Source organism: Pseudoalteromonas luteoviolacea NCIMB 1942, assembly GCF_001625595.1.
Lineage (GTDB): Bacteria > Pseudomonadota > Gammaproteobacteria > Enterobacterales > Alteromonadaceae > Pseudoalteromonas > Pseudoalteromonas luteoviolacea_A.
Map to the genome: position 1 here is coordinate 22,813 of NZ_AUXT01000197.1, position 23,071 is coordinate 45,883.

Consider the following 23,071-nt stretch of genomic DNA (forward strand, 5'->3'; position numbering starts at 1 on the left):
AAGTTTGGTGCATTAATTCGTACATTTACCCCATTCATTTTACTGACCTTTTTTTATATTTGACCCATAGCGACGCAGTTTTGAAATCGCGGTTAAACGCAGCTGTTCAAGTCGGTCGCTATTTGCTGTGGTTGACTCGCACACAATTTACCTAAGTAGTGGCGCATCAAACCTCAAGCAATGGTTTTTAGGCATTTACATAATAAAAGGCGTTTGCATGATAGTTTTTCTGGGGGGAACGTGTAACCAGTCTACTTGGCGTAACAAGCTAATTCCTAACTTGGCGGTGGACTATTTTAATCCAGTAGTAGAGCACTGGGACGAGCAGTGTTACGAGAGAGAGCTTATCGCGCGTGAAACCGCTGATTTTTGTCTATTTGTAATTACCCCAAAAATAGAAGGGTTGTTTGCGCTCGCCGAAGTTGTCGACACATCATACAAACGCACTGACCGAACAATTTATTGTTACTTAGAAGAAGATGGTGATGAGAGCTTTACCACCCAACAATTGACGGTGTTGGAGGACATTGGCGATTTAGTTGAAAGAAATGGGGCTGTATGGCTTAAGTCCCTAGACGAAATTGCCGACTTTTTTCGCCAAGCAGCACAAATTAGACCTCCTGAGACGGAAAACGATATTTACGATGTATTTATCTCTTACGGCCGAAGGCACAGTAAAGAGTTCGCAGTCCAGCTCCGACAGTCGCTTATTGATCAGGGTTACAAAGTGTGGCTGGATACTGAAAATATTGCTATCGCAGTTGAATTCCAACAAAAAATAGATGAGGGGATCCGTTACTCCCATAATTTTTGTTTTATTTTGTCGCCACACTCTGTTAATTCCGAGTATTGCCAACGTGAAATTCAAACAGCACTCAAACTTAATAAACGCATCATACCAATCCATCATATGGATATGGGCGCAAGTGAAAGTGATATTCCTGAAAAGTTACAAAAACTAAACTGGATGATGTTTCATTGTCATCGAACTTATACCCAAACACTTTCTATGTTGGTCAATGTACTAAACCAACACACAGAATTACTACATCCTCACTGTGAGTTGCTCTTATATGCAGATAAATGGGTAAGTTCTCTCAAAGGGCATGAAGACTTACTTTATGGTAAAGCGATGCTCAATGCTTGCTGTTGGCTAGCTCAAATTAGGCGTACTAAAGATTTAGAAGTGTATCCACTCGTTGAGCATACCAGCTTTATTAATGCGTCTCGGCTATATCATCAGGATGACATGTCCGATATTTGCTTGGTGCATCACTCTCGAGATCAAGCGCGAGTAAACGAACTATGTCACTACCTAATTCAGCAGGGATACGTGACTGTTACAGAAATCTTAGACGACGTAAAAAGTAGCTCATTAGATCAGCTTTTATACAGGCGGTTAGGCACTGCGACATTTATCGTTGTGCTGGCCAGTGATGGTGCAAATTACACCTCAGCATGGAAATATGTGCGAGAGTATGTGCGTAACAACGACAAAGTGAGCTTCACTTTGCTTGAAAACCTCTCTCCTGAAAAAGGGTCTGATTTAGGCCAGATTGTTCGTTTTGATGACAAATCATGCGCGCAGGCACTATGTGAACTGCTTTTGTATTACCTTGAGCAAGATAAAGAATACCTAACATTACGAAACCGATTATTTTGCAGAGCGGTTCAGTGGGACGAAAGAAAGAGTAACGGTATTTTATTAACTAATAATGAACTTGTCGATTATCAGCAGTTTCTTGCCATTGCTCAGGCCCGGTCTACGTACGGCGCCCCTAAAATCCTTATCGATTTCGTTGAACATAGTGCTCAAGCTCTGGAAAAGCGTGTCGACAACTGCGTAGACCTATTTATTTGTGCAGATACAGAAGACAGCCATTTTGCATTACGGCTCAAACGCCGCCTGACTGAGTTAGAGAAAACTGTTCATTTCACTGAGGATGACTTCTGCGAAGAAGCTGACATCCAATACAAAGAAATGATTGCTTCTTCTTGTAGAGTTATCGTTGTTTTACCACGCCATTTATCTGCATACGTTAATAAGTTATTGAGCATTGCCAATGAGTTGGGTAAACCGGTTACCTTTATTAAGCTAAAGCGTTTTAGGGATGCGAGTTATCACGAGCTTTATATAGAGCATGTTCAATCAGCGTTTGAAGCCGACGAGCTTTTAGAAGTGTCGCTCACGCATTTGCTTGCAAAAATTAGCGGAAACACTGAGTACCTAGAGTCTTATCGATACTGGTCGCAAAAGTTCCATTTTTGGAATGAGCAAAAATGTACAGATGAATTTTTACTGGGCAATACAGAGTCAATATTGGCAAGCGCTTGGTTAGAGGGTGCGCTGACACACGTCAATGAACCAAAACCAAACAAAAATTTAATTTATTTTATAAACCAGAGTAAAACCTTTGTTGAACATGCGAAGAGAAATGAGCGAAAAAATAAAAACCGACTAAAAATATTTTCTGTATTGTCTTTATTTCTATGTTGTATCTCTTTATTTCTTGGCCTGAATGCGATTAGAGATGGTCGTATTGCAAAGCAGCAAACACTTGCCATTCAACTTAAAAATGCGGCGCTAGAAAAGAAAACGGAGGAAGCCAATTTATTGGCCGAACAAGCGGAAATAGCACGCCTAAAAGCTCAGGAAAAAACGCTATTAGCGCAGGCTAAAACCGAACTTGCCAATACGCAGAAGCGAAGAGCAGAGCGAGAGAAAGACAATGCACAAAAGCAAAAAAACCTCGCGCTTGCATTAAAGCGCCAAGCAGAAGAAGCGCAACAGGCGGCACTTTTACACCAAAATGAGGCGCAAACACAAGCTGCTAAGGCGCTGCGATTAAAGCAAATTGCTGAAATTGAAGCGTTGATATATCAAGCTCAAATTCAAAATGAAGGTAAGGAGAGAGTTTCGCTTGCACTCGAAGCGTATCGTCAATTGCTCAGCTTGGATGCTGATGTGAGAAACAACACACTCTATAACCTGCTGTATCAAGAAATTAAGCCACAACTTATTTCAATTAAGGCCCACTCTGCACCAGTCGATCACCTCACTTACTCACAATCAGACAGTACTTTGTTTAGTGTTGATAGAGGTCAGCGTTTGGTTGCGCATCAATTTTATAATCAGTGGCAAGTGACAAAACTGTTTGAATATCAGGTCGATTTCAAAGTTGCCCAAGTAAAGTCAGAAAATGGTAGAACATTGCTCCTAAGTGATAGCAATAAAATCTATGAGTTAATCAAACATGGTGAAAAATGGACATTAGTTTCCAATACCACAAATATTTCCGTTCAAAAAATTCTACGTATAGAAAAGTTTAAGGTTTGGGTTCAAAGCGGTAGCGACTTAGTTGGCATTGATCAGACAAACACTGATAAAGAGCGACATTCCTTCACCAAAGCAATTTCGTTATTCGCAAGTAGCGATATGAATTATATCTTCGCCCAAACACAGGAGGATTTGTCCCTTTGGCTGAAAAGTGACGGAGCTTACAAAGAGGTTTGGCGCGAACCACATGAAGCTCCTATTTCGCATGCCCAGTTTGTTACCAATCGATTGGTAATTGTCGACTCTAAAAGTGTGTTCAGCAGCTTTATCTTGGGGCGCAATGAGGTGTCTCTTGTTAGGCGAGGTAAAGCACATGAGCACCCAATTTCAGAAGCATTTTATGTTCCCACAATGCAGCAAATGATAAGTACTGGGGTCGGTGGCACCGTTAAGTTTTGGCCTTTCGGTGCACACATTTCTAATCGAGCACCAATAGAAGTAAAGCATTCTAACTGGGTGTACAGTGCCACTCATGTTGAAAGTGGCGATGGGGCCTTTATTTATTTGGGGACAGATAGTGGTCTGATTGTCCCTTTACCATTAAGTATTAGACATTTAGTTACACGCGCAGAAAAGAAAATACAACAAGGAGCAAATGAGTTATGAAGTATTGGGTCATATTTCTCATCCTCTGGGTAAGCTCAAGTCAAGCTAAGGTCATTGGCAAGGTCACTAATGCAATAAGTGATGATTGGTTAAATGAGGTTAAAGTTATCAATGTGCGCAATGGAGTCGTGGCATTCACCAATGAATATGGGTCGTTTGTGATAGATGCTAGCGCTGGCGATAAGCTCACATTTTCATTGCGAGGTTTCGACAGCGAAACGCTCACCGCGCCCAATAACAAACTAGTATACGCCTCTCTAGAGCCTTATGAATTTCAAGATACAGGTTCACTCAATAGCATGCTCTCTACAGGTGGCAAACAAGCTCAGACGCTGGCGAGCACACCAGCAAGTGCAATTGTTATTACTCAGGCAGAAATCACCAAATTCGGGTATCAAACCCTAAATGAGGTACTAAATCATATCTCTGGCTTGTATCTAATCGAAGAGCATAGTTGGACAGGCTCTGGGGCGAACGTTGGGGTACGTGGCTATATGAGTAGTGGAGTCAATAATGGGCTTCTAATTATGATTAACGGTGTGGCCCAATACGAAGATTATTGGGGCCAATTTCCCTTAACCCGAATTGATATACCAGTACTTGCAATTACACGGATTGAAGTGGTGCGTGGACCGATGTCTGTTACATATGGTAATCAAGCTCTCTTGGGAACCATAAATATTATTACGCGCGCTGATTCAAGTGAATCAAACGACGCTAGCTATGATCGGATTGGGTTTTCATTCAACAATGAAAACGACAAAAGGTTCGCCGCCAAGCTCTCATATGAGGGAAATACAAATCATACTCTATCATTTGGCGCAAGCTTGGAGTCGGGAAAGTTTGATACGAAAGGCCTAAGTACTGGGACCGAGTTTTCTTCAAATTATGGTGATTCATTATCAGGGCAATCATTTTTTTTGGGGTTGTCTTCTAACTACAGAAAAAACCTGGTGCTCAACGCGAATCTATCCCAAGCAAAAAAAGGGGTGCTAGCAGATTTAAGGTTTGCTACAGAGCATTTGGGGACGTTAACTGGACGGCAATATGCAGATATTAACGGATCTAACTTCAGCATGAGTTATAGACACCCTTGGAGGGATGGCGCTGGGCAAACCAAAATGACTTTTGGGTATTTTTCCCACAACTCGATGCAAGACTACTCCGCAGGTGGCGTTACCTATGGCTTTGCTAGCTATCGTTCAAAAGCGCTGCAGTTTGAATGGGAGTTAGCTATCAATGGTTACAAGCTGTATCAAATGCCGATGAATTTAAGGTTTGGTGGGCAAAGCCGCAGGGCATTAGATTTGCATACAACGTTTGATATTGGAACAGATAACCCAAACGTAGCAGATAGATACATTGCACTCGATCATGATGATGCGCTGGATACCCACTCGCTATTTTTTCAGTTAGATTTTCGCTTTGACGACAAGTGGTTAATAGATCTTGGTGTGAGGGCCGAGCGTGTCTCGGGCTACCAAATGATTTTTGGCTGTAAAAGCTTGATAGCGATTTGTAACGCTTCAACAGGCGCAACTGAACCTTTATCATTGTATGAGCGAAAAGCTGACGTTGCAGCACTTGCAACTGAATACACGCCAAGAGTCGCGCTGATTTATCAAACCAACCCTGACTCTGTTTTCAAAGTTATTTATGGCGTGGGGGCGAGAAACCCGTCGTTTGGTCAGAATGCCGATGGAATGGAGTCAAAGTCGTCCAGTACATTTACACGAGAGCAGGTGAAATCATTTGAGCTGATATATTTGAACCAGTTTAACGACGACTCTATAGATTTAACAGTCAATTCTCAGTTTAGTCTTTACTACAGCAAACTAAACAATTTAATCGTGCGTCATGGGTTCGAGAGCTTTGCGCGCACAGGGGCCAGTAAGGGAGTTGAGTTATCTACTGAAGTGACCTGGCGAAGGTTGTTTGCCAGAGCGGGTTTCAACTACTATCGTGCCGAAGACTATCAAATGGATTTTCGAGTACCAGCGTCCCCTCATCAATTAGCACAATTGAAAATTGGAAAAACACTTACAGATGAACTTGGTTTCGGTGTATCTATCAGGCTAATAGATCGGATGTACAACAGCTTTTCTGAGTGCTCCCAAAAAGGTGGCTGTAAGTACATCAACCCTCTGCGTCCGTACACGCGAAAAGTGTGGCTGGTGGATATGAGCTTCACTAAATCTAAACTTTTTGGCATGCCAGTATCTACGCAGTTTGGTGTTAAGAATTTATTTAACACCGATCACCGTTACCCGGTTTCTTCAAATAATGCTTGGTTAGAGCAAGGGTTTCCTGCCGAGCCCAGACAAGTATTCATGTCATTTAAATATCAGCTTTAAGGAGTATGGGCAATGTTTATAAACTTAGCGGAACGTTTGAGATATCGAGCTATTGAATTCCCAACTGAGCTTGCGGTTATGGATGAAAGCCAATCGTTTAGTAATAAAGAGCTGTGGCAAAGTGTCAGTAATAGGGCTGCATGGTTTGTAGAAAAAGGCATCAATGCTCAGGATAAGGTAGCAGTTTGTCAGCCTCGTGACATAGATTTGGTAGTGACGGTGCTCGCTTTGGTAAGTATTCGGGCTATATTCGTACCATTGGATAGGCAATTGACACATAGTGCCATCAGTCAGAGATTGAAAAAAGCGCAATGCAAAGTATTTATTAGTAACAAAGCGCCAAAATTTAGACTGGTTGGTAATACAGCGATTGATTTAAGCAAAGAGCAAACAATGGCTAAAGCTCTAGCTAAAAGTGAGCCATTTCGTTTTGGTGATTTGGTTTATGTTCTATTTACTTCTGGTTCCACCGGGTCACCCAAAGGAGTGATGGTTAAATATGATTCAATGTACCGGCACCTTGCATGGAAAAATACGGTTTACCCTGTAAAAAGCAATAGTATTGAATTGCTCAAAGCGCCGTTAAGTTTTGATGTATCTATCAGGGAGTTATTCGGGTTTTTATTTTCTAAAAATGCGCTGTTCGTTCTACCTGATGGTCATGAGAAAAGGCCAGATATTCTGTGTAAGAAAATTAATCAACTCAAACTAAAAGAAATCAGCGTTGTCCCGAGTTTTTTATCTGCATTTCTGACCTATATAGAGAATTTTGTACATATTGAACAGCTATCGTCCCTCAACCGGGTCCTTGTTGGTGGAGAAGTATTATCCAGCAGTCTACTTCATGCTTTTATACGTGTATTTGGTAGAGATAAGGTATCGCTAATAAACCTATATGGCCCGACTGAGGCGACTATAGAGGTAACACATTTTGACTGTCTATCACAGGCCATACCTAAAGCAATGTCAGTACCAATAGGTAAGCCCATTTATAGAGACACACTGTTTGTACTTGATGATACGGGGGTTCCGGTAAGAGATGGAGAGATTGGGGAGCTATATATTACCGGTGTTCAAGTCGCATTGGGATACATTGGCCTGGATGAGGAAACAAACAACGCATTTAAAACTAATTGGCTTTCTAGTAGGCGTACCTATAAAACCGGTGACCTTGTGAGGCGATTGGATGACGGCAATTTGGTATTTTGTGGCAGGATTGACCATCAAGTAAAAGTGAATGGCAAGATTGTCAATTTAGAGCAACTTACAAGGTTGCTAGAACCACGGCTCTGCGCCTCAGATGTCAGAGTGATAGCATATACAAATCGTGACGCGCATACTTCCATACACATGTTCGTTTTAGTTGACGCAATTAATCAAGGTAAAGTAACCCCCAGAGATGTCCAACAACATATATTACAAAAAGTAGGTTTCAAAATTGCTCTAAGCCACATATTCGCAGTTATTAAGTGGCCCAGTGCTCCAAACGGTAAGTGTGATTTAGAAGCAATTGCTAAATATACAGTACCTTGGCCAACATCATTTAGTGCTCAAAGTGGAACCAGTTATAAAGTGACAGGTATCGTTGAGCAATTTGAATCAGTAGTTAACGCAGCACCTAATAGAACCGCACTCATTTTTGCGAGCGAAAAAATATCTTACGCAGCTTTAAATACACAAATTAATCGCATTGCCCACTGTCTGCGTTATGAGCACAATGTCGGACATGATGATATCGTCGCGATTTGTGCATCCCCCAGTATTACCTATATTGCAGCAATTTTAGGGGTACTAAAAGCGGGTGGTGCATTTTTGTCGCTTAAGACTGGCGATAAGCTACAAGCAAAAGACGCTTATACGCAGCTCGCTGACTGCTCTGCGGTATTGTTACTTACAGATAAAGAGCACGAAAATAGTTTAATTTATCCAAGGCTTTGTATTGAAAGCCTCACTACCGACAATTACTTAGCTGACCAAAATTTACCATGTTTGAGGACACCAAAAAGCTTGGCTTATATTTGTTATACGTCAGGGTCCAGCAGCAAAGCGAAAGGTGTATTGATTGAAGATTATGGGTTGCACCATCGTTTATATCACAAACAATTACGAGACCCGATCCGCCCAACACAAGGGTACTTGCAGCTAACAACACCGCAATTTGATGGCGCAATGTGGGAGTTATTTGGCTGGGTTTATTCAAGCAGTTTTCTTGTGATTATTCCTGAAAATGAGCGCGCTAATCCCGACAAGGTTATCCGCTATATTAGTGAACATAATATCGGTGAAATATTAATGGTATCCAGTCAGTTACATGCGTTTTTGACCTACGTTCGCAATTATAATTACGAAAATCAGCTAAGTGTGCTGACTCGAATACGTGTTGGTGGAGAGCAAGTTCACAGAGATACGATAGAGCTTTTTAAGCAAGCAAATGTAAAAAATAAGATTTGCCTTATTAATAACTATGGGCCAACTGAAGCAACAATTGATGTATCTCAAAGTTACATTCATACGCTTGCAACTAATGATGTTATCACTGTCGGTCGAGCTCACGATGGAGTTGAGTTGTTTGTGCTAAATGAACAGCACAAAGAAGTCTCAAAAGGGGAGATTGGACAGCTTGCCATCGGAGGAATTGGTTTAATGAGAGGTTACGTTAAAAACAGCGGCATAATCCAAAAAGCATCTTGTATACACCCTTACAACTTGCAAAACCAGCTGTACTTAACAGGGGACTTGGCTTATCAAACTGACTCTGGGGAGTATGTGATTGAAGGAAGGGTTGATGATCAAATTAAGGTGCACGGACAGCGTGTCGATTTATCGGAATTAAACAAGGTGTTTGCGGGTATATTGCCTTTCGATATGTTTAAGGTGTTGACCACAAACTCTCACTTGGGCTCGCATATTATAGTATTTGTTTTAAATCGCGCTGTGAATAATAGCGCAGCTTTAAACATTGAAGAAATTAAAAAGCTTGTAAAGTTTAACTTACCTAACTACATGATACCCAGAGCATACTATTGTATCGAAGACTTCCCCAAATTAGAAAGTGGTAAAATTAATCGCTCAGCATTATTAGACATGCATTCATCACGTAATTGTGAAGATGAACACAATCATATTGAAATTAACCTTTTTGAGGTTGTTAGGCGAGTTTTTAATTTATCAAGCGTACCCTGTGCAGATCAGACGCTTGAAGATTTAGGAGCGGATTCGGTGAGTATTATTTTACTAGCCGCTGAACTAAAGTCACATTTGGGTTGGCAAATAGAGCTAGAATTGCTAACCCCAGAGAGAACGTTAGAAAGTATTAGTAAATTGCATTTTAGTGATGTGAGTCGTGCTCGGTATATAAAATATAATCCTAGTCAAAGCCCGCTGTTATTTTGCTTCCCACCAGCGTCAGGTCTGGGGTTTTGTTACCAAAATCTCGCAAAAGCCCAGCCTAACATCTCGATAACAGCATTTCATTTTATGGAGTCATGTAGAGATATCATTAATACATATTGTGATGATGTGACTCAACTAGCGCAAGGTGACATTCACTTGGTAGGTTTTTCTGGAGGAGGAAATCTTGCGATGCAAGTTGCGCAAGTTTTAAACATGAGAGGTGTTGAAGTCAAAAGTATAACTCTGATCGATGCATACATTCATACTCAGCAATTTGCACGTTTACCAAGCAAGATCCGCAATATGCGAGATTTGCTAAAAGACCAAGTATGTAGGGAGTTAAAAAATTCGGGGCTGCCAATGGATGTGTTGGAAAATAGAGTCTGTGCTTATTATCAGCATCATTGGCAAAGTCAGATTACTGGACAAAAAGTTGACAGCCCGATCCTGCAGATCAGTACGGCACAACAAGCTTTGTTAAAGGAAATAAATGATACGCCTGAACTTGGCTTGCTGATGCATGACAAGTGGTCAGATTGGACTGAGCAAACTTGTCTCCAAAAGTATGTAGATGCGAGTCACTATGAATTGATGAATGAGCCTTACATCGAGACTATAGGTCAATTCATAGAAAAATTCATCGGCACTGAAATTAAGGAATAACACGATGAACATTGAAGTTTATGCGAACAAACAAAGCGCAGTTATTGAAAATTTATTAATGGGAGCTGAAAAGTTTCATTGCGTATTTATTGACGAAAACTCTGAGCTAGAAGCAGATTTTTATTTGTTTATCTTGTTGCAAGAAGATCTGGCAAATAGACATATTCCGACAACCTTGCCAAGGCTGGTGGACTATTCCAATAAGTATCCTGAAAAAACCCTATTCTGCTTTGCACAGGACCAAGGTGTTGAACTGATAACCGATCATCAACTCAAGTCGATTAACGCAGTGGGAAAGCTGGTTGAAGACAATGGTGCGAGGTGGCTTACAGAGTTGCCGAGCATCCTAGATGTACTTTTGGATTACGACGGTTCCCCTCTATGTTGAGAGTAGAATTGGTAACTGGGTTCGACCACTTATATGATGGTGGGACTGTCGATGCGCGTTCGCTCCATGCTCAAGCTGTAAAGCTCACAGAGCAAGAGGAGATAGGTTACCTGGACGCTTTGGCCAGCTCCTTACCAGCCTCTAAACAACTGTGTATTTCATCAGTCGATTCATTGTTCAAGCGCTATGAAGCGGGGTTTGGCCCAGTTAAAGACTTTCTATTAGGGCTTAAACTTATCTCTAATCAAAATGGTATGATTATTAAAGTCAGAGTAAATATATTTGTTTTTGCGTTTCTTGCCCATGCTAAAAATCTAGATTTGATTTTTCATACAGAAATAGAAGCAATGCATAAATCTCGCTTTTTGAGTTGGCAAAATGCTGTTCATAACTTGGTTTTGTTCGAATCCAAAGGAAGGAAAATCACGTGTGAGCATAAGATGCTCGTCGCGCCATATTTAAAGCTGCGGAAAATTCTCGAGCGTGATTCCACTCGTAACGAGCTTGCGTTGTTAGCCTTGCTCACGTTCTCTTGCCCAATGCAGGAAAAGGAAATTTTAAAAGTGCTAGGGGGATCTGATTCGGGCCTTAAAGCATTGCTCTTTACTTTGCTAGATACCGGTGTTGTAACCATGTCTTGTGGGTTAGTAACAATTGAGCAAGTATATATTCCAATCGCAGTGTTTTTTGTTCGTGCAAAGCTTGGCGTCGATCTAATTCAACTGTCGCAGCGGTGGGTGTAATGGCTGAGTTGATCCAATATTTTCAAAATATCTATGTTGTGGTGTACCTGATTCTCTTAGTGGTGAGTCAAATTGCGGTTCTCGCATTGTTTACACTGTTTAAAACGCGACGCAAAGCTAGACGAGCTAAAGTAGGGTTGTCGGAGCATAGGTTATTGTCTCACGCCAATGAGTTAGAGCAGCATCGACAGTTTACTAAATTGCAGGCATGGGTGTTTATTTGTCAGTTCTTTGGCTTGCCAATTATTCTCTGTGTGTTCGCTTATTTTGTGAGTAAAGAATCAAGCGATATCATAGACAGTTTAACTATCTCATTTCTATTGATGTTTTTTTGGTTAACGTTTGTTGGAACTGATGCGCTTAAATCTCTGTTATCAGGGTTTGCTTTTAAAGTACTGACTGGTTTCAACAAAACAATTCAAGTAGGTGATGTGATGCAAATTGCTGATTGCAAGGGAGAGCTTATTAGTTTGGATAGCTTTCATACGCAGTTAAAGCAAGCTAATGGCTATGTTGTTACTTTTCCAACCGCAGAGATGTGGCATAGGCGCTTTGCCTGCGCCACCGCAGGATCTGCAAGTTCGCCATGTGAAATTCCATTCTTCTTGGCGAGTAATATTGGCGCGGATAAACTGCAACATTTTGAACGCCGTCTGTGGAATGAGCTACAAAACTCTCGGTATGTTGATTTGAGCAAACCGATTAAGATTCACTTTATGCAAAACAAGGACTGTATTGAAGTCAATGCGTTAGTGTATGTTGCACTGGCTCGAAATGAGTCGGTGTTCAAAAGCGAATTGTACCGAGCTGTGTTATTGATGTGCGCATTAGAAAAAATCAGCCTTTCAAGTTGTGATCTTGAGTAATCATTTTGAATGGATATTTGTTGGCTTAAGGTAACGCAATTGAAAACTTTAAACTAAGCAACCTTTACTAATTAGGCTATCTTTAAACTGTCGTAGTCCACAGCTTCAGGGTTTGCATTTTGGGGCGTTTTATAGAAGTATTATTATTTGCGGCTACTACAAAAAAAGGTGACAATAAAACAGGGTGGCACATAGCTACTGAGATTCATTTCACGTTTAATTAATGTAGAGAGTTAAATATGAGCTCAAACAATATCAGCATAGTAAATTTAATTTTTGCGATTTTCCTGCCGCCAATTGGCGCTTTTTTGCAAGTGGGCTTTAGTGCACACTTCTTTATTAATATTGTGTTGACATTACTTGGTGGGTTGCCTGGTATGATCCATGCGATTTGGTTGGTTGTGACAAATAAAACTGGCGACTAGATAATGCTTAACCTCATACGTGAACGTTAGCTTTGTACTTGTATACCGTATTGAGCGGAGCTCTTATCGCATTTTTCAAAAGAGCCAACAGTTACAAATTAATTGTACAGCGCAGTAAGAGTCAACTCGCTTAAAGTTTAAAGCGAGATCACTCTTCAGTCAGGTGAAAACTGTCTTTATTGACTGTTTCAAGCATGTTGATAACTTTGTCTATCGCAGCTGTCGAGTCACTGGCCAAGTCTCTTAAGCGGATAGTGTTATTATCCATTTATAAAGACGCATCTGACTGTTGCACCATGGCTTGAGCTATATTGTCTACAGCAGTATTTGCGTCATGTCCAAGTTCCATGCCTGTTTCAGCTGCTCTGATACTTCTCTGACTTCATTTCTTGTTTCATCAATAATGTATTGCCGTTTCAAACCTTATCTACAGTTGCACTTGGGGTTGTTGTATTCATTCGCACAAAACATCCTATACAGGCTACATACTATTCTCAAATTCGCCTAACCTATTTAGAGTCAAAAGCTACACACACTGTGCAACCACGCTCATCATTGTTGTGCAGAGAGAATGCCCAATTGAAACGCTGGCAGAAGTCTTCGACAATGAGCAAACCTAACCCATGTCCTTGCGGATCTTGATGCCCGTCGTAACCACATCCGCTGTCGATAACCTTTAATTTTGAGTCAGTCATGCAAATTTCAATATTGCCTTCTTCGGTTGCAGCAATGGCATTTCTGATTAAGTTGTTTAGTACTATGGCTATAACAGGTGGGCTGGCTTGAACGGTAGGCATACTTTCTATTGTGCATTTTAAATCGAGTTGTTTTTGCTGCGCTAGAGGTAAGTTTGATGAAATGATACTGTCCAACTCTTCTGCGCTTATACGCCTAAAGGGTTCATTATGTTTTTCTCGTTCATAACGCACCAGCGACAAAAGGGCATCGGTCATGGTTGACATCTGTTTGCTGGCTTCTTGAACTCTGGTCATTTGTCGCGAGATAAAGCTATCTTCACTTGCTCTAAGAAGTAGTTTTGAAGCCCCCTTGATGACCGTCAAAGGTGTTCTAAGCTCGTGGCTTGCGTAACGTGCGAAAGATTGCTCACGTTTAATCAGGTCATTCACGTGTGTTCTATAACCGTTTAGTCCAGAGGCTAGAGTTTGAAATTCGTTGGCGGCATCTTTAGGTAGTGTAAAGGAAGCGCTGGGATCATTCTTATCGAGTTGGGCCTTAAGCGCATTGACTGGCTCAATCAAGCGCTGTGACAACTTCATTAGTAACTTAGCAAAAATAAAAACAAGCACCACAACAAAGGCAAGGTTGATGGCAATCACAGTGATAAATTCATTGTAGCTTATCTCCACTTCGTCAACATAAGTAAGCAAAATAATGGGCTTTTCAATGCCGCTATGAGTAAAGGTACTCAAGTAAACCATTTGGGAACCATCCTCAATATGTATTTCATCTAAGAAATGACTTTTACCTATTAAGTAGGGCTGGTAGGTTTTAGGCACGAGCGAGATATCATTATATGCGGTTGTAAGCAGATCCAACTGCACTACATTGATATCAGGATTGGAATGAAAGTAGTGAATGGCTTCTTTTTTATCAATCAGTATTCTTCTTTCTCCCATTCTATCTTCTGCCCAGCGCAAGGTTAGGGTAATTAGTGCAAAACAAAATAATCCGATCACAGCTGAAACAGCGGCAAAAAATAGAGCAAGACGACCAGTCATGCTGCGGGTGTTTCCAAGGTATAGTCGTATCATGAAGCGTGCTCCAAACGAAAACCAACCTTAGGGACTGTAATTAAGATAGGGGTTTCGAATGGTTTATCTAATTGGGTTCTTAGCTGGTAAATGTGGCTGCGTAGTACGTCATTGTTTGCTTCATTCTCGCTCCATAATTGAAACGCGATCTCTTCTTTTGTAAGTACTTCGGGGGATTTTTTTAAAAGCAACTCCAAGATTGTGTAAGTTGTAGGGTTAAGTGGAAGTAAGCGGCCTTGCCTGTATGCTTGGCGCGTTTTTTGGTCGATGGATACATCTCCAAAACTGAGTTTTTGGCTCGTAAACTCGGCATTACTACGGCGAATTAAAGCATGCATACGTGCCTCTAGAATGTCTAAGTCAAATGGCTTTGTGAGGTAGTCGTCTGCGCCATGTTCAAAGCCTTGTAAAATATCATCTCGACCATCCAATGCAGTGATCATTAATATAGGGGTGGTGTTGCCAGACTCTCTTAGTTTGTTGCAAATGGATAAGCCACTCATGCGTGGCAGCATGAGGTCTAATAGAATGACGTCAAAAGTGTGCTCACTTGCGAGCTTCAGGCCCAGCTCTCCATTGTCTGCATAATCGATTTCCATTCCTAGTGAATCAAAATAGTCAAACAAAATGCCTGCAATCTCGCGATTGTCTTCCACTATCAGCAGTCTTTTCAAACTAACACTCCAACAAAAACATCAATCTATATTATGCATATCTAGTGTGAAAAAAATGTCGACGACAACTCTTTCACTGCCTCTGCTATAGGCTAAGTCCGTCTTTTAATGAAACGGATAATTGCGTATGTCTTTTTCTAATGCACCAATAACAAACATTAGTGCACTAAACGAACGCCGAGATATTGGACCTACTTTATCAATCGTTGTTCCATTTTATAACGAATCAGAAGTGCTCGCTGAATTTCACCAACGGCTTAGCTGGGTACTTACCCAAATCAACGGGACAACAGAAATCATTTATGTCGATGATGGGAGTGTTGACGGTAGCTTAGAGATTGTCAAAAAATTTAGTGCAGCAAACTGTACGATAAAATGCATCGAGCTAAGTCGTAATTTTGGCAAGGAAAGTGCGATGAGTGCAGGGCTCAATCATGCAAAAGGCCAAGCGGTCATCATGATAGATGCTGATCTTCAGGACCCACCGGAGCTTATTCCTAAAATGTTATGTAAGTGGCGTGCAGGGATTGATGTGGTAAATATGAAACGCACCAGTCGCCGGGGGGAGTCTTGGTTGAAGCGATTCTCTGCTGGATGCTTTTACAAATTACTGAATAAGATGACACCGTTAAATGTGCCCGAAAACGTCGGTGATTTTCGTCTAATGAGTTCAAAAGTCGTGCAGCACATTAATGCGCTACCTGAGCGCACTCGCTACATGAAAGGGATCTTTGCGTGGCCCGGATTTAATCACACAACCGTAGAATTTGAACGCGATGCTCGCTATTTAGGGCAAACAAAGTGGAATTATTTAAAGCTTATTGGCCTCGCTATGGACGGCATCACATCCTTCTCTATTCGGCCTCTTAGACTAGCGACTATACTAGGCGCATTGATTGCTAGTTCAGCCTTTGTTTACGGCCTAGTCATAATTACCAAGACACTAGCCTTTGGTGAAGTTGTATCCGGTTACCCGTCAACCATGGTCGTGCAGCTGGCTCTTGGCGGTGTGCAGCTACTGTCTATCGGTTTATTGGGAGAATATATCGGGCGAATTTTTGTTGAGGTCAAACAACGGCCACTCTATCTCGTGGCGCATGTGCACCACTGTAATCAAACGCAAAATAGCACTGAGGTGCCGTCGCTAAGGGAGAAAGCATAGATGACGGTAAGACAAATCCACCTTTGGCTACTTTTAGCTTTTGCACTCCTTCTTAGGCTTATTTCTTTGGCGACTTATCCGTTAATGGATACGACAGAAGCCCGCTATGGCGAAATGGCTCGTCTTATGGTCGAAACCGGAAATTGGCTGACTCCACAATTTGACTATGATGTTCCATTTTGGGGTAAACCACCGCTGTTCACTTGGATGAGTGCTACTGGGATCAAGCTATTTGGGCTAAATGAATTTGCAGTGCGCGTTCCTCATTGGTTTGCTGGGGTGTTGACTATTTGCTTCATTGGATTGCTTGCACGAAAAACCAATAACAACCCTGTTGTTGCCGCGGTTGTGGTAGCTACATGTGGTATTTTTACCATTGCATCGGGCGCGGTGATGACTGACATGGCCCTGACCTTAGCATTAACTATGGCCATGGTGGGGTTTTACTTATGTTGGTTACAAAAAGATGAGCATGCTCAAAAATGGGGCTATGTAGGATTTTTTGGATTGGCGTGTGGCTTATTGGCAAAGGGGCCGGTAGCTTTAGTCATAATGACAATTGCGGTAGTACCTTGGCTTATGCTTCAACACGGCGTTTTGGGGGCATTCAAACAGCTATGGAGTAGGTTTCCTGTGTTGTCTGGCAGTGGGCTTATGCTAATGGTTGCGTTGCCTTGGTATGTGTTGGCAGAAATCGCAACACCAGGTTTTTTAGATTATTTTATTGTCGGTGAACACTTTAACCGATTTGTAATAAGCGGTTGGGAGGGCGATTTATACGGCAATGCACATGATAGACCACGCGGGACTATTTGGTTGTTTTGGTTACAGTCTGCTTTACCGTGGTCAGTAGTGCTTCCAGTGTTAATTTGGAAAAAGTGTAGTTACAAGCGCGAAATTGAAAAGGGTTACACAGGCCTATTTAGCTTCTTGGTCTTTTGGTTATTATCCCCGCTGCTACTGTTTACTTTATCAGGAAATATATTACCTGCTTACGTACTACCGGGAGTGCCGGCAATTGGTGTCCTGACAGCCATGTTGGTCACGCAAAAAGACTTTAAATGGTTGTGGGGCGCTTCGGCCTTTATTCCTGTCATGTTGATGGTCGTTTTGTTAGTTCTAAATTTGGGTAAAGCTGACAGCCTCAGCGACCGAGTAATCTTCGAGCAGGCATCTCTTGAACTTCCTGTTTTCTATGTTGGCAAGAGACCGTTTTCAGGTCAATTTTATAGCCGAGGGCAAGCAAAGTTACTAAAAGACACACGTGTTCTTACTACGATGAGTCAATACCATATTATTGGCAGGCTTGAACAGGTCACTGCGCTCGTAGAGCAGCATTTATTGAGTTGTACGGTTGTGTTTGAATCGAAATCGGGTCGCTCATTATTCACTTGTTCTAATACTCGTGGTTAGTTATGCAGAAGGTGATTAAATTTGCTCTTGTAGGGACTGTTGGGTTTGCTGTGGATGTATCAATGTTCACCTTTTTTAGCTTCGGTTTGTCGCTGCATTTAGAATGGGCTAGGGTACTTGCTTTTTTTGTGGCTGCGTTTACAACTTGGCTCGGAAATCGACACTTTACATTTTGCTCGGCAAGCTCTAATCGAGCGTTCTCTGAATGCACAAAAAGCTTAATTACTGCCAGCATTGCAGGAACAATGAATATCACCGTATTCAAGGTGGTGACTGAATATTCAAACGAACTGTTGTTTATCTATTTTGCCTTAGGTTGTGGGGTACTGGTAGGGGTGTTTTTAAATTACATTTTAAGCGCATTATGGGTCTTCAAAACTAAGCACGCTTGAATAATAACCTGCTGTTTTACTTCATAACCGAGTTAAGTAAGTCGCACTAGCGCCGTGCAATGTCGCTGTTTTGATAGATGGCATTGACTAGCTTGGTGAAGAAAATAAAAACACTAGAAATAAAAATGCTGCCACTAAGGACAGCATTTTGGGTCTCTATAAAAGAAAGGAACTGTTTAGAAGTAAGCTCTAATTCCAAGCTTTAAGTTACGCCCAGGGAGAGGCGCCTGATCTTTGATAAATGAGCTGTGTACAAAGCCCAATTCATCAGTCAAGTTTTCTAGATTCATGTAGCCAACCATGTCGATACCTTTTACTGCAAAGTCGTAGCTTAGGCTTGCATCTACCAATGTGTAGCCTTTAGTTACTGTCTCATAAGAGGTGACTTTGTCTTGCTCTTCGTAGCGCGTAATTGTCATATCCGCTTTAAATGGACCGTTTTCATAAGCGTAATTAATACCAAGCTTGTTACTTGGAATACGCGGTAGGTTTTGTCCATTTTCAAGTTTAGCGCGTAAGTGATCGCCAAATACCTTTATACGTGTTAAATCATTAATTTGATAGTGAACATCAAATTCCAATCCGTAAAGTTTTGCATCTTTACTCACATATTGGTAAACGTCGCGTGCGTCTTCGTGCTTGTGGTCAGCAACTTCTAAACCATGCTCAGACGTAAAGAAGTAATTCGTCTTTTCTTGATAGTAGAAGTTAGAAATATCGTTATGGAATACGTTAACTGTATAGCCAAAGTCACCGATGAAACGACGGAAGCTAATATCTAAGTTAGTCGATGTCTCTTTTTCAATATCTGTTGGGTCAAAGTGGATCTCAGTGCCTTCAATTTCATAGCCAAGACCTAACTCATAAGTGCTTGTTGCTATGTGTAAGCCATTAGAGAGCAACTCTGCTGTTAAAGGTGCACGCTCTGAACGAGAAAGACTGATAGCAACATTTTCACCAGTTGCGTAGTTATAAACACCACCAATTGAGGCACTCACATTTGTCATTTCAAGCGTGTAGTCAGAGATCTGCGTCGTTTTAACCATTGCCTCTTCGTGAGCATGGTCATGATCATGGTCGTCTTCACCATGTTCGTCGTGGTCATCATCGTGACCTACGTGTGTTTCAGTAATACGGCTTGATAGTTCGAAATCTTCAACGCGCGCACCTAACTCTAGTGTGAAATCACCAAACTCTCTTTCTTCTAATATATAGAATGCATGTGTTGTGGTATTTGTCGCTGGCGTGAAAGCTTCGGCGCCTTGTGCTTCATAATCGCTGTCAGAGTAGTGGTAACCAAAGATACCGTGCCAGCCACCAATGCGGTGTTCAAAATTAGTTCGAAGTTCAGTTGTTTCGTTTTTGAACAATGTGCCAACTGCGCCGCCTTCGATTTCTGCATGCTCGTAATCTGTATAACCTGCACGGACCTGAATAGACTCTAACCAGTTGTTATGAAGTGCATAGTTAAATAACGCTTGCCATCGGTCTTGCTTAACGCGCGCAAACACGTTGTGGTTTTCACCTTCGTGATCGTGTGCGCCATCTTCACCATGGTCTTCATCGTGGTCATGACCGTGTTCGTCTTCGTGTCCATGGTCATCGTGACCGTGATCGTGGCTGTGTGCAGGGATACCGTAATCAGTTTCAATGCGACCGTAAGAAATACCAGCTGTGATATGATCTGAAACGTAACTTGTACCTATATTGAACACTTCAGAGTCGATAAATGTATTATCTACTTTCTCTGCGTATTCAGCTGTGTGCTCTTCTTCACCTTCGTGTTCTTCGCCTTCATGAGCGTGATCATGGTCATCATGTCCATGTTCATCTTCGTGATGTTCGTCATGGTCACTAGGTAATTTAAAGCTTGGTGTTTCGTAGTCGTCGCCTTGACGTTTTACACCATCAAAGTGGAAGTTGAAGCCTTCATGGCCCGTTTCAAACAATACAGCGTACGTATTTGTGTTCGAATTAGTATCGTGGCTGTAATTAACAGCTCCTTGAGGCGCTTCGATAACATCTGTTGGAATACGGTTATCAACAACGTTTACTACACCGCCAATCGCACCTGAACCATAAAGCAGAGTTGCAGGACCGCGAAGAATCTCGATTTGCTCTGCGCCAAGCGCATCATTTGTATTAGCATGGTCGGGACCAACACGTGAAGCGTCACTGCTGTCTAAGCCGTTTTGTGTAATTTTAACGCGAGGACCGTCTAATCCGCGGATGATTGGACTTGAAGACACAGGACCAAAGTAGCTCGCATTAACACCCGGTAAGCCTTTAAGTGTCTCACCTAAAGTTGGCTTAGCTGAGCTTTTCAGTTTATCACCACTTACAACCGTAACTGGTGAAGCCATTTCCATGTTGCTTTTGTGCAGAGCAGATGCGTATACAACAATACTCTCAACAGAACTCGCTGTTAGCGTAACAGTAACAAAAGGAGAGTCTGGATTAACGTCTAAGCGTTGATCAATAAAGTTGTTTTTTGAAACATGTAACTGAGATGCTGCGTCAACCGCGATTGTGAAGTTACCTTCAGCATCTGTTTTAATTGTTTGTGATTTACCGTGCAAGTGAACATCTGCATTGCTAACTGGTAGGTTGTTGTTGTCTACAACTTTACCTTTTAACTCGCCAGCATATGCTGACGTTGACAGCATTACTGCGCTGACACTCAGTGAGATCAAAGATTGTTTATACATGTTACTACTTTCTTGATTATGATAGTGATTGTGAACTTGTAATAATATAACACCTCATTTTTTTAAAAACAATGATGTTATACTATAACCTTATGTTTGAATTATATTTGACTGTTCCTATATTTAAGCTACAGCGCCTTAATAATATGAACCTAGTATGACTGGACCATTTGTTTTCAAAGTGAGGTTGAAAATAGCTGATTTGTTTCATCAAGCAAATCACCTTGAGACCTTTACGACAGCATTACAAAAAGCAGAAACGCTTGAGCATTTTGTGTTAAAGCTTATTGGTTACTGCGCCTTGTCTTATAGCGACAAAGTACGTTGGTTGAACAATCGAGAAAAGTCTAGTCCTGATGTATGGCATGAAGATGACAGTGGAGTGATCGAAAATGCGCTGTTTGTCGGACCAGCAGAGCTAGGTGACATTCAAAAATATGGAAAAATCTACGGCAAAACCATTATTTTTTTGGTCCATGATGAGGAATGGTTTAATGCCTTGGAGCCTCGCCTAATTGCGTTGCCAAACATTCGTATATTTTCAGTAAATCAAACATGGGTTGACGATTTGGTTGCGGCTTTGACACGCAGTCTGCACTGGGATGTGGTGATAGAAGACGGTGCTATAGCAATTAGCAATGGCACCGATTACTTTCAAACAGAAGTTCAAAGGTTAAGTTAGCTTAATCACGATATCGGTTATCGGCTTCGAACAGCACAGTAGCACCTCACCATCTCGCACAAACGCCAAGGGCTCTTGGTTGTAGACTGTTTCGCCTTGTACTAACTTTGCTCGACACGCTCCACAATAACCTTCTCGGCATTGGTAAGGTACATTGATGTTGTTTTGTTCAAGAGTACATAGAAGTGAAGGTGATTGAGCCGCAAATTTCAGCGGCTCATCGTGGTCTGCGATTGTTATTGTCGGTTGTGGCCTTTCTTCCATTACAGGTCGAAATCACCAAAGTCTGACGCACTTACTTCTGAATCAATTTGACCAACTAGGTATGAGCTGATTTCAGCTTCTTGCGGAGCAACCTGAACATTGTCAGAAACCAACCAAGCGTTAATCCATGGAATAGGATTACTTTTACTTTCGAATTGAGTAGGTAAACCAACAGCGGCCATACGTACATTTGTGATGTACTCTACGTATTGGCACAAAATATCTTTGTTAAGGCCAATCATAGAACCGTCTTTGAATAGGTATTCTGCCCATTCTTTTTCTTGCTCCGCAGCTTCTACGAACATTTGAATCGCTTCTTCTTCACATTGCGCAGCAACTATAGACATCTCAGGGTCGTCTTTGCCTTCTTGCATGATATTCAGCATGTGCTGAGTGCCAGAAAGGTGAAGAGCTTCATCTCGTGCGATTAGCTTGATGATTTTTGCGTTACCTTCCATCAGCTCGCGCTCTGCAAAAGCAAATGAGCATGCAAAACTCACGTAGAAACGAATCGCTTCTAAAATGTTTACTGACATAATGCATAGGTAAAGCAGCTTTTTCAGTTCAAACAGGCTAATGTGAACCGTCTCGCCGTTAATCTCATGTTTGCCTTCGCCATACATGTTGTAAATAGATACTTTCTCGATTAACTCATCATAATATTTAGTTACAGAGTCGGCGCGTTCACTGATTTTCTCGTTCTCAACGATGTCATCGAAAATAAGTTCTGGCTGTTTAGTTACATTACGAATGATATGCGTGTATGAACGGCTGTGTATTGTTTCACTGAATGCCCACGTTTCAATCCAAGTTTCTAGCTCAGGGATTGATACGATAGGAAGTAATGCAACATTAGGTGAACGACCTTGAACACTATCTAGCAGTGTTTGATATTTCAAGTTGCTAAGGAAAATATGCTTCTCATGTTCAGGTAGCGCCTGAAAATCTAACCTGTCTTTACTTACATCGACTTCTTCAGGACGCCAAAAGAAAGATAACTGTTTTTCAATTAGCTTCTCAAATATTGGGTATTTCTGCTGATCATAGCGAGATACATTAACAGATTGGCCAAAAAACATTGGCTCTTTTAGTTGATCATTATGTTTTCTGTTAAACGTAGAATACGACATAAATAATACTCGATACCAAAAAATAGCGGAGTCTAAACGACTGAACCGCTGGAAAGTTTACAATTTATCATGACACAAAGTGCTAAAACAGAGCTTTAT

At 41.5% G+C, this 23,071-nt stretch carries 16 protein-coding genes; 11 read left to right on the forward strand and 5 right to left on the reverse strand.

Going from position 1 to position 23,071, the window contains the following annotated elements:
- The first annotated feature begins 217 nt into the window (after positions 1–217).
- The 7 genes from N482_RS25305 (at position 218) to N482_RS19230 (ending at position 12,775) form a co-directional block, all read left to right on the forward strand.
- Complete coding sequence (locus N482_RS25305; protein WP_063378589.1) at positions 218–3,943, forward strand: TIR domain-containing protein; 3,726 nt, start codon at positions 218–220, stop codon at positions 3,941–3,943.
- The gene (locus N482_RS19205) at positions 3,940–6,297 is read left to right on the forward strand and encodes a TonB-dependent receptor plug domain-containing protein (RefSeq protein ID WP_063378590.1); all 2,358 of its coding nucleotides are present in this window, start codon (positions 3,940–3,942) and stop codon (positions 6,295–6,297) included. Before N482_RS25305 ends, N482_RS19205 begins: the two co-directional genes overlap by 4 nt.
- A 12-nt stretch (positions 6,298–6,309) precedes the next feature.
- Positions 6,310–10,353, forward strand: a complete 4,044-nt coding sequence (locus tag N482_RS19210) for a non-ribosomal peptide synthetase (RefSeq protein ID WP_063378591.1) — start codon at positions 6,310–6,312, stop codon at positions 10,351–10,353.
- 4 nt (positions 10,354–10,357) lie between these two features.
- The gene (locus N482_RS19215; protein WP_063378592.1) at positions 10,358–10,741 is read left to right on the forward strand and encodes a hypothetical protein; all 384 of its coding nucleotides are present in this window, start codon (positions 10,358–10,360) and stop codon (positions 10,739–10,741) included.
- Complete coding sequence (locus N482_RS19220; protein WP_063378593.1) at positions 10,735–11,484, forward strand: hypothetical protein; 750 nt, start codon at positions 10,735–10,737, stop codon at positions 11,482–11,484. Before N482_RS19215 ends, N482_RS19220 begins: the two co-directional genes overlap by 7 nt.
- Complete coding sequence (locus tag N482_RS19225) at positions 11,484–12,350, forward strand: mechanosensitive ion channel domain-containing protein (RefSeq protein ID WP_063378594.1); 867 nt, start codon at positions 11,484–11,486, stop codon at positions 12,348–12,350. Before N482_RS19220 ends, N482_RS19225 begins: the two co-directional genes overlap by 1 nt.
- Before the next feature lie 239 nt (positions 12,351–12,589).
- Complete coding sequence (locus tag N482_RS19230; RefSeq protein WP_063373621.1) at positions 12,590–12,775, forward strand: YqaE/Pmp3 family membrane protein; 186 nt, start codon at positions 12,590–12,592, stop codon at positions 12,773–12,775.
- Between the two features lie 509 nt (positions 12,776–13,284).
- Here the strand turns inward: N482_RS19230 and N482_RS19235 are convergent.
- Together N482_RS19235 and N482_RS19240 are read right to left on the reverse strand one after the other, a co-directional pair.
- Positions 13,285–14,547, reverse strand: a complete 1,263-nt coding sequence (locus N482_RS19235; RefSeq protein WP_063378595.1) for a sensor histidine kinase — start codon at positions 14,545–14,547, stop codon at positions 13,285–13,287.
- The gene (locus tag N482_RS19240) at positions 14,544–15,221 is read right to left on the reverse strand and encodes a response regulator transcription factor (RefSeq protein WP_063378596.1); all 678 of its coding nucleotides are present in this window, start codon (positions 15,219–15,221) and stop codon (positions 14,544–14,546) included. Before N482_RS19240 ends, N482_RS19235 begins: the two co-directional genes overlap by 4 nt.
- 127 nt (positions 15,222–15,348) lie before the next feature.
- On the opposite strand from N482_RS19240, the gene N482_RS19245 reads away from it, so the two are divergent.
- The 3 genes from N482_RS19245 to N482_RS19255 are packed head-to-tail and all read left to right on the forward strand — an operon-like array spanning position 15,349 to position 18,188.
- Positions 15,349–16,383, forward strand: a complete 1,035-nt coding sequence (locus tag N482_RS19245; protein ID WP_081228096.1) for a glycosyltransferase family 2 protein — start codon at positions 15,349–15,351, stop codon at positions 16,381–16,383.
- Entirely contained in the window at positions 16,384–17,796 is a 1,413-nt protein-coding gene (locus tag N482_RS19250) for an ArnT family glycosyltransferase (RefSeq protein ID WP_063378597.1), read from the forward strand. It abuts the gene before it with no gap.
- A gap of 2 nt (positions 17,797–17,798) precedes the next feature.
- A complete protein-coding gene (locus N482_RS19255; RefSeq protein ID WP_063378598.1) occupies positions 17,799–18,188 on the forward strand; it encodes a GtrA family protein in 390 nt (129 codons plus the stop codon).
- Positions 18,189–18,364: 176 nt separating this feature from the next.
- On the opposite strand, the gene N482_RS19260 is transcribed toward N482_RS19255, so the two are convergent.
- The gene (locus N482_RS19260; RefSeq protein ID WP_063378599.1) at positions 18,365–20,896 is read right to left on the reverse strand and encodes a TonB-dependent receptor; all 2,532 of its coding nucleotides are present in this window, start codon (positions 20,894–20,896) and stop codon (positions 18,365–18,367) included.
- 157 nt (positions 20,897–21,053) lie between these two features.
- On the opposite strand from N482_RS19260, the gene N482_RS19265 reads away from it, so the two are divergent.
- Positions 21,054–21,578: a YaeQ family protein gene (locus N482_RS19265; RefSeq protein ID WP_063378600.1), complete on the forward strand. Its 525-nt coding sequence runs from the start codon at positions 21,054–21,056 to the stop codon at positions 21,576–21,578.
- Here N482_RS19265 and yfaE read toward each other — a convergent pair.
- Both yfaE and nrdB read right to left on the reverse strand, forming a co-directional pair.
- Entirely contained in the window at positions 21,570–21,842 is a 273-nt protein-coding gene (yfaE, locus tag N482_RS19270; RefSeq protein WP_063378601.1) for a class I ribonucleotide reductase maintenance protein YfaE, read from the reverse strand. The genes N482_RS19265 and yfaE overlap by 9 nt on opposite strands.
- Entirely contained in the window at positions 21,842–22,972 is a 1,131-nt protein-coding gene (nrdB, locus tag N482_RS19275) for a class Ia ribonucleoside-diphosphate reductase subunit beta (protein ID WP_063378602.1), read from the reverse strand. Before nrdB ends, yfaE begins: the two co-directional genes overlap by 1 nt.
- Positions 22,973–23,071: the final 99 nt, after the last annotated feature.

What these genes read in the sequence shown, in the direction of transcription:
- N482_RS25305 (WP_063378589.1), top strand. Translation starts at nt 218, where the DNA reads ATGATAGTTTTTCTGGGGGGAACGTGTAACCAGTCTACTTGGCGTAAC.
- N482_RS19205 (WP_063378590.1), top strand. Translation starts at nt 3,940, where the DNA reads ATGAAGTATTGGGTCATATTTCTCATCCTCTGGGTAAGCTCAAGTCAA.
- N482_RS19210 (WP_063378591.1), top strand. Translation starts at nt 6,310, where the DNA reads ATGTTTATAAACTTAGCGGAACGTTTGAGATATCGAGCTATTGAATTC.
- N482_RS19215 (WP_063378592.1), top strand. Translation starts at nt 10,358, where the DNA reads ATGAACATTGAAGTTTATGCGAACAAACAAAGCGCAGTTATTGAAAAT.
- N482_RS19220 (WP_063378593.1), top strand. Translation starts at nt 10,735, where the DNA reads ATGTTGAGAGTAGAATTGGTAACTGGGTTCGACCACTTATATGATGGT.
- N482_RS19225 (WP_063378594.1), top strand. Translation starts at nt 11,484, where the DNA reads ATGGCTGAGTTGATCCAATATTTTCAAAATATCTATGTTGTGGTGTAC.
- N482_RS19230 (WP_063373621.1), top strand. Translation starts at nt 12,590, where the DNA reads ATGAGCTCAAACAATATCAGCATAGTAAATTTAATTTTTGCGATTTTC.
- N482_RS19235 (WP_063378595.1), bottom strand. Translation starts at nt 14,547, where the DNA reads ATGATACGACTATACCTTGGAAACACCCGCAGCATGACTGGTCGTCTT.
- N482_RS19245 (WP_081228096.1), top strand. Translation starts at nt 15,349, where the DNA reads ATGTCTTTTTCTAATGCACCAATAACAAACATTAGTGCACTAAACGAA.
- N482_RS19250 (WP_063378597.1), top strand. Translation starts at nt 16,384, where the DNA reads ATGACGGTAAGACAAATCCACCTTTGGCTACTTTTAGCTTTTGCACTC.
- N482_RS19255 (WP_063378598.1), top strand. Translation starts at nt 17,799, where the DNA reads ATGCAGAAGGTGATTAAATTTGCTCTTGTAGGGACTGTTGGGTTTGCT.
- N482_RS19260 (WP_063378599.1), bottom strand. Translation starts at nt 20,896, where the DNA reads ATGTATAAACAATCTTTGATCTCACTGAGTGTCAGCGCAGTAATGCTG.
- N482_RS19265 (WP_063378600.1), top strand. Translation starts at nt 21,054, where the DNA reads ATGACTGGACCATTTGTTTTCAAAGTGAGGTTGAAAATAGCTGATTTG.
- yfaE (WP_063378601.1), bottom strand. Translation starts at nt 21,842, where the DNA reads ATGGAAGAAAGGCCACAACCGACAATAACAATCGCAGACCACGATGAG.
- nrdB (WP_063378602.1), bottom strand. Translation starts at nt 22,972, where the DNA reads ATGTCGTATTCTACGTTTAACAGAAAACATAATGATCAACTAAAAGAG.